The organism is Variovorax sp. GW821-FHT09B05, assembly GCF_059418265.1.
Genome location: NZ_JBWKPN010000021.1, coordinates 136818 through 144014 on the forward strand (window position 1 = coordinate 136818; position 7197 = coordinate 144014).

The 7197-nt window shown below is 70.2% G+C and carries 4 protein-coding genes; all 4 read left to right on the plus strand.

Going from position 1 to position 7197, the window contains the following annotated elements; genetic code table 11:
• Positions 1–138: 138 nt before the first annotated feature.
• From tssK to tagF, 4 genes are read left to right on the plus strand one after another with little or no spacing between them, the layout of a single operon-like run.
• Positions 139–1470 carry a type VI secretion system baseplate subunit TssK gene (gene tssK, locus AC07RM_RS36430; protein WP_093350799.1) on the plus strand — a complete coding sequence of 444 codons (1332 nt, stop codon included), beginning with the start codon at positions 139–141 and terminating at the stop codon, positions 1468–1470.
• Between the two features lie 24 nt (positions 1471–1494).
• Positions 1495–2859 (plus strand): DotU family type VI secretion system protein, encoded by a 1365-nt coding sequence (locus AC07RM_RS36435; protein WP_495337590.1) that lies wholly within the window; start codon positions 1495–1497, stop codon positions 2857–2859.
• A complete protein-coding gene (gene tssM / locus AC07RM_RS36440) occupies positions 2856–6458 on the plus strand; it encodes a type VI secretion system membrane subunit TssM (RefSeq protein WP_296787457.1) in 3603 nt (1200 codons plus the stop codon). Before AC07RM_RS36435 ends, tssM begins: the two co-directional genes overlap by 4 nt.
• A 17-nt stretch (positions 6459–6475) precedes the next feature.
• Positions 6476–7084: a type VI secretion system-associated protein TagF gene (tagF, locus tag AC07RM_RS36445; protein ID WP_495337591.1), complete on the plus strand. Its 609-nt coding sequence runs from the start codon at positions 6476–6478 to the stop codon at positions 7082–7084.
• Positions 7085–7197 lie beyond the last annotated feature (113 nt).

Sequence of the window (7197 nt, forward strand, 5' to 3'; positions counted from 1 at the left end):
TCTACTCCCTTCGCCGTACGTCCTCGCGCGCCGCCTATGCCGTTAGCTAGGCCTTAAGGCGGATTTGCCCACGACTTCGCGCGCCGGAAACTCACCGCTTCTTACAGGCAGCCCTTGCCGTTGACGGAGTGCGAGCGGATGAGTTGGCGAACAAAAGTGGTCTGGAGCGAGGGGATGCTGCTGCAGCCCCAGCACCTGCAGCAGAGCGAACGACATGCCGATCACGCGCGGCACGTGCTGCTGCGCTCCACCACGCCCTATGCCTGGGGCTTCGCCGAACTGGAGATCGACCAGGCCGCGCTGACGCTGGGCAAGCTGGCGCTGGTGCGCGCGGTGGGCGTGTTCGGCGACGGCACGGTGTTCGACATGCCGGCGGTCGATCCGCTGCCCGAACCGATCGACATCCCCCAGACCATGCGCGACGAGGCCGTGGTGCTGGCGCTGCCGCTGCGCCGCGCCGGGGCGCGCGAGGCCGATGCCGAGGAGTACGAGGAGCTGGTGCGCCACCGCGTGCTCGAGTCCGACGTGCCCGACTCCAACACCGCGGGCGAGCGCACCGCGATGCTGCAGCTGGGCCAGCTCCACACGCGGCTGATGCGCGCCAGCGAGGCCACCGATGCCTGGACCACGCTGGGCGTGGCGCGCGTGGTCGAGCGCCGCGTCGACAACCAGGTGCAGCTCGAGCGCGCGATGCTGCCGCCGCTGCTCGACGTGGCGGGCCACGCGGTGATCCGCGCCTGGCTCGACGAGCTGCTGGGCCTGCTGCGCCAGCGCGGCGAGGCGCTGGCCGGGCGCATGACCCAGGGCGGCACCGGCGGCGTGGCCGAGATCGCCGACTTCATGCTGCTGCAGACCGTGAACCGCAACGAGGCGGTGTTCGCGCATCTCGCGAAGAGCGCGATGCTGCATCCGCAGCGCTTCTTCGAGCAGGCGCTGGGCCTGGCCGGCGACCTCGCGAGCTTCCGCGACTCGCGCCGCGTGGCGCGCTTCGGCCCCTACATCCACGACGACCTCGCGCTGAGCTTCCGGCCGCTGATGGACGACCTGCGCCGCAGCCTGTCGATGGTGCTCGAGCAGTCGGCGATCCGCATCGACCTGCACGACCGCAAGCATGGCGTGCGCGTGGCGGTGATCAGCGACGTCGAGCTGCAGCGCAACGCGGTCTTCGTGCTCGCGGTCAACGCCCACATGCCCAGCGAGGCACTGCGCGCGCGCTTCCCGACGCAGGTCAAGATCGGCCCGGTCGAGCGCATCCGCGACCTCGTCAACCTCGCGCTGCCGGGCGTCACGCTGACGCCGATGCCGGTGGCGCCGCGCCAGATCCCGTTCCATGCGGGCGCGAACTACTTCGAGCTCGAGACCCGCAACAGCGACCTCTGGCGCCAGCTCGAGCAGTCGGGCGGCGTCGCGATGCACATCGCGGGCGACTTCCCGGGCCTCGACCTCGCGTTCTGGGCGATCCGTGGCTAGCCATCGGCACAGGACGGAAAAACCATGACCACACCCGACCCCTTCGCCGCCTTCGAGTCCGAGCGCACGGTCATCAAGCCCAAGCCGCGCACGCCGGCCAATGCGCCGGCGGCCTCGGCCGCGCCGGCGCCTTTCTTTCCCGCCACCGATCCCACGCCGGTGGCCGACCTCGGCGAGCTCGGCCTGCTCAATCCGCTGGTGTCGGCGGCCGGCAAGCTGCTGGTGCTGATCGGCAAGCTGCGCAACCTGGTGCAGCCGCCCAACGTGCCGGCGCTGCGCGCCTCGACCGCCGAGGCCGTCAACCAGTTCGACCAGAACGCGCGCCGCGCGGGCGTGAGCAACGAATCGGTGCTGGCCGCGCGCTACGTGCTGTGCACCGCGCTCGACGAGGCGGTGGCCAACACGCCCTGGGGCGTGCAGGCCGGCTGGAACAAGCAGAGCCTGCTGGTGCAGTTCCACAACGAGACCTGGGGCGGCGAGAAGGTGTTCCAGCTGCTGGCCAAGCTCGCGCAGGACGTGCCCACGCACCGCCAGCTGCTCGAGCTGATCTACAGCGTGCTGGCGCTCGGCTTCGAGGGCCGCTACCGCGTGGTCGACAACGGCCGCGCGCAGCTCGACTCGGTGCGCCAGCGGCTGGCCGACCTGATCGCCAAGGACCGCCCCGCGGTCGAGCCCGAGCTCTCGCCGCACTGGCGCGGGCAGGGCGCGGGCACGGTGCGGCTGCGCGAGTCGCTGCCGCTGTGGGTGTTCGCGGCCGGCTTCGCGCTGCTGCTCGCGCTGGCCTGGTTCGGCCTGCGGCTCACGCTCAACTACCGCTCCGACACGACCTACTCGGCCGTGTCTAGCCTGCGCGTGCCCAACATCCAGATCGCGCCGCCGGCCGCGCCGGCCAAGACGCCGAGGCTCGCGCGCTTCCTCGAGCCCGAGATCAAGCAGGGCCTGGTCACCGTGACCGACGAGGCCGACCGCAGCGTGGTGCGGCTGCGCGGCGACTCCTTCTTCAGCTCGGGCAGCGCCGACCCGATGGCGCAATCGCTGCCGGTGCTGCGCCGCATCGGCCAGGCGCTGGCCGAGGTCAAGGGCGAGGTGCTGATCACCGGCCACTCCGACAACCAGCCGATCCGCTCGCTGCGCTATCCGTCGAACTGGCACCTGTCGGCCGCGCGCGCCGACGCCGTCAAGGGCGCGCTGTCGACGCTGGTCGATCCGGCGCGCATGCGTTCCGACGGCAAGGCCGATGCCGAGCCGGTCGCGCCCAACGACTCGCCCGCCAACCGCGCGCGCAACCGCCGCGTCGAGGTGGTGCTGCTGACCGAGCCCGAGCGCCTGGCGTCGGCGTCCGCCGCCGCGCCGCCTGCGCCGTCGCCCGCCACGGGAGCGACCAAATGATCAAGAAAATCTTCGGCTTCCTGTTCAGCCCGCTGCTGCTGACGCTGCTCGCGCTGATCGTCGTCGCGCTGCTGATCTGGTGGATCGGCCCGCTGGTGAAGATCGGCGCGCTGGCGCCGCTCGAGAGCGAGACCACCCGCGCCATCGTCATCGGCGTGATCGTGCTGCTGGTGCTGCTGCGCGCCATCTACCGTCGCTGGCGCGCGCGCCGCGCCAGCCAGCACCTGACCGACGGCCTGATGAAGGCGCCCGCGGCCAAGGCCGGCACGCCGGTGGCCGGCGAGCAGCAGATCCTCGACACGCGCTTCAACGAGGCCGTGGCCACGCTCAAGCAGATGAAGCTGCACGCGGCCGGCAAGAAGCCCGGCTGGCGCGACTGGCTCTCGATCTCGGGCGGCAGCTACCTCTACGACCTGCCCTGGTACGTGTTCATCGGCGCGCCGGGCGCGGGCAAGACCACCGCGCTGGTCAACTCGGGCCTGTCGTTCCCGCTGGCCGAGAAGTTCGGCCCCGGCGCCATCCGCGGCGTGGGCGGCACGCGCAACTGCGACTGGTGGTTCACCGACGAGGCCGTGCTGATCGACACCGCGGGCCGCTACACCACGCAGGACAGCCACCAGTCGGAGGACAAGAACGCGTGGGAAGGCTTCCTCGGCCTGCTCAAGAAGGTGCGCCCGCGCCGGCCGCTCAACGGCGTGTTCCTCACCGTCAGCGTCGGCGACCTGCTGAGCCAGGGCCCGGAGGCGCGCTCGCAGCTCGCGGCCTCGATCCGCGCGCGCCTGCTCGAGCTCGACGGCAAGCTCACGACGCGGCTGCCGGTCTACGTGCTGGTCACCAAGAGCGACCTGCTGTACGGCTTCACCGACTACTTCGACGACCTCGGCAAGGAGCAGCGCGCGCAGGTGTTCGGCTTCACCCTGCCGCCCGAGGAGAACCAGCAGGTCGACGAGAAGGGCCTGTCGACCGCGTTCCAGCGCGAGTTCGCGCTGCTGCACCACCGCGTCAACGACGGCCTGATCGCGCGCATGCAGCGCGAGACCGACGGCACGCGGCGTGCCGCGATCTTCGGCTTCCCGGCGCAGTTCGGCTCCATCGGCCCGCTGCTGTCGGACCTGCTCGACCAGGTCTTCACCGGCTCGCGCTTCACCCAGCCGCCGTGGGTGCGCGGCGTGTACTTCACCAGCGGCACGCAGGAAGGCAGCCCGATCGACCGCGTGATGGGCAGCCTGTCGCGCAGCTTCGGCATCGAGCGCGCGATGCTCGCGCCGCAGAAGTCGAGCGGGCGCAGCTACTTCCTCACCACGCTGCTGCGCGAGGTGGTGTTCCCCGAGCAGCGCCTGGCCGGCGCCGACGTCAAGCTCGAGCGCCGCCGCCACACGCTGCGCTTCGCGGCCGTGGCCGCGATGACGCTGCTCACGGTGGGCCTGCTCGCGGCCTGGGGCTACAGCACGCTGCGCAACATGGACTACCTGAAGTCGGTCGAGGCGCGCGTCGAGCCGGCCAAGCAGAACCTGGCCGCGTTGCCGGCGCGGGTGCAGAACCTGGTCGAGGTGGCGCCGGTGCTGCAGAACCTGCGCGACATCTGGCGCACGCCCGAGAACCGCCTGGGCGACGAGCCGCTGGCCATGACCCTGGGCCTCTACCAGGGCGACAAGCTCGATGCCGCCGCCATGCTGGTGCACCAGCGCGCGCTCAACGAGGCCTTCCTGCCGCAGATCGCCAAGCGGCTCGAGGACCAGCTGCGCACCGCGCAGAAGGACAACCTCGAGTACACCTACGAGGCGCTCAAGAGCTACCTGATGCTCTACCAGCCCGAGCACTTCGATCCCGAGGCGCTCAAGGCCTGGATCACGCTCGACTGGTCGCGCAGCCTCGACCGCGGCATTCCCGAGGACCAGCGCAAGCAGCTCGAGGACCAGCTCGACGTGCTGATCGCGCAGGGCCCGCCGCGCTCGCCGCTCAAGGTGGACGAGAACCTGGTGCGCAGCGTGCGCGCCGTGCTCGCGAGCTATCCGCTCGAGCAGCGCGTGTTCAGCCGCCTGAAGCGCCAGCGCGCCTCGCGCGACATCCCGGCCTTCAGCGTGGCGCAGGCCACCGGTCCTTCGGGCCCGCTGGTGTTCGAGCGCATCAGCGGCAAGCCGCTGACCGAGGGCGTGCCCGGCATGTTCACCTACGACGGCTACCACAAGCGCTTCCAGAACGAGGTGGTGGTGCTGACCGGCCTGCTCGCGCAGGAGGACCCGTGGGTGCTGGGCCAGGACCGCAGCACCGCCGACCGGCTGCGCGACGCGGCCGCGCTCGGCGAGCTCACCGACCGCGTGCGCCGGCTCTACCTGGCCGAGTACGTCAAGCAGTGGGAGGCGCTGCTGGCCGACGTGCGGCTGATCCGCGTCACCGGCCTCGACAAGAACATCGAGACCGCGCGCATCCTCTCGGGCGTGGATTCGCCGCTCGCGAACTTCCTGCGCGCCGTGGTCAAGCAGACCACGCTGATCCCCGCCGCCGACGCCAACAAGGACGTGGTGAGCAAGGCCTCGGAGACCGTGCGCAACACGCGCAAGGGCCTGGAAGACCTGTTCGGCGGCGACCCCGGCCGCCAGGTCGCGCCGGGCAAGCGCATCGAGAGCATCGTCGACGACCGCTTCGAATCGCTGCGCCGCCTCGTCACCGCCGGCGGCCCGAACCAGCCGGCGCCGATCGACGACGCGCTCAAGCTGTTCAACGAGGTCTACGTCTACCTCAACGCCGTCGACACCGCGGTCAAGGGCCGCACCTCGCCGCCGCCCGGCGACGTGGCCGGCAAGCTCAAGTCCGATGCCGGCCGCCTGCCCGAGCCGGTGCGCAGCATGATCGAGAACCTGAGCCAGACCGGCGCCACGCAGGCCCAGGTGGCCGAGCGCGGCAACCTGAGCCAGGACCTGCGCCCCGTGGCCGAGTTCTGCGCGCGCGCCATCGCGGGCCGCTATCCCTTCGTGCAGAGCAGCAAGCGCGACGTGCTGCCCGAGGACTTCGGCCAGATGTTCGGCGCCGGCGGCCTGATGGACGACTTCTTCCAGAAGCGGCTGGCTGCCCTGGTCGACACCAGCACGCGGCCGTGGCGCTACAAGCCCGTGGCCGAGCGCGGCGCCATCACCACGCAGGCGCTGGCGCAGTTCGAGCGCGCGGCGCGCATCAAGGAGATCTTCTTCCGCGGCGGCGGGCGCGGTCCGTCGATGCGGCTCGATTTCAAGCCGGTGGAGATGGACGCGAGCATCACGCAGTTCATCCTCGACGTCGACGGCCAGCTCGTGAAGTACGCGCACGGCCCCGTGGTGCCGATGGCGGTGCAGTGGCCCGGCCCGAAGGGCAGCAACCAGGTGCGCGTGCAGGTGAGCCCGCCCTCGGCCACGGGCAGCTCGGGCTCGGCGGTCGATGGGCCGTGGGCGCTGTTCCGCACGCTCGACGACGGGCAGCTCGAGGCCGGCGACGCGCCCGAGAAGTTCTTCATCACCTTCCAGGTCGGCAACCGGCGCACCCGCTTCGAGGTGACGACCAACAGCGTGCAGCACCCGATCCGGCTGAAGGAACTGCGCGAGTTCTCGTGCCCGGAGGGCTTGTGAACCTCGCCTCGTCCCCGTTGTTCGCTTCCACGCAATTGCCGGGATGGTTCGGCAAGTTGCCGGGGATGGGGGACTTCGCGCATCGCCGGCTGCCCGAATCGTTTCGGGAGGTGTGGGATGCGTGGCTGCAGCGCGGGCTCGCCCGGTTGCGGGATCGGCATGCGGACTGGACATCGCACTACCTCGAGGCGCCGGTGTGGTGCTTCGTGCTCGGGCCTCGGGTGGCGGGGGAGCGGGGGTGGATCGGGGTGTTGATGCCATCGGTCGATGGGGTGGGGCGGTACTTTCCTTTCACCGTGGCTGTGGAGTTGGAAGACCCGCTGCTCTCTGAGCTCGAGGGGGCTGCGTTGGTGGCTGCCTTGCGGTGGTGGGGGGTGGCTACGCAGGCTGCTTTGGAAGGGTTGGAGCTGGATCTGGATGCGGCTCGGTTTGATGCTGCGTTGGGTCGGTTGTTTGATGCTGCCGTTGCGGATGCTTCGTCTTCTGAGGGTGCGTTGGCTTTGCCTTTGGAAGGGGCCTCTTTGTGGATTGGGGATCCTTCTGTTGAAAGCGGGCTGCGGATGGTTTGCGTTGGGCTGCCAATGGATTTGCAGTTCGAGGCGCTGTTTCTTGGGGGAGGGGAGTGAGCTTTGTCTTCCTCTGATTGTTTTTTTGAGGGTGTCGGCCGGGAATTCGCCCCGGCGGGCGAGTCACTTTCTTTTGCTTCGCCAAAAGAAAGTAACCAAAGAAAAGGCGACCC

Excerpts from the sequence above, each read along its gene's own strand:
- tssK (WP_093350799.1), top strand. The coding sequence starts at position 139 with ATGAGTTGGCGAACAAAAGTGGTCTGGAGCGAGGGGATGCTGCTGCAG.
- tssM (WP_296787457.1), top strand. The coding sequence starts at position 2,856 with ATGATCAAGAAAATCTTCGGCTTCCTGTTCAGCCCGCTGCTGCTGACG.
- AC07RM_RS36435 (WP_495337590.1), top strand. The coding sequence starts at position 1,495 with ATGACCACACCCGACCCCTTCGCCGCCTTCGAGTCCGAGCGCACGGTC.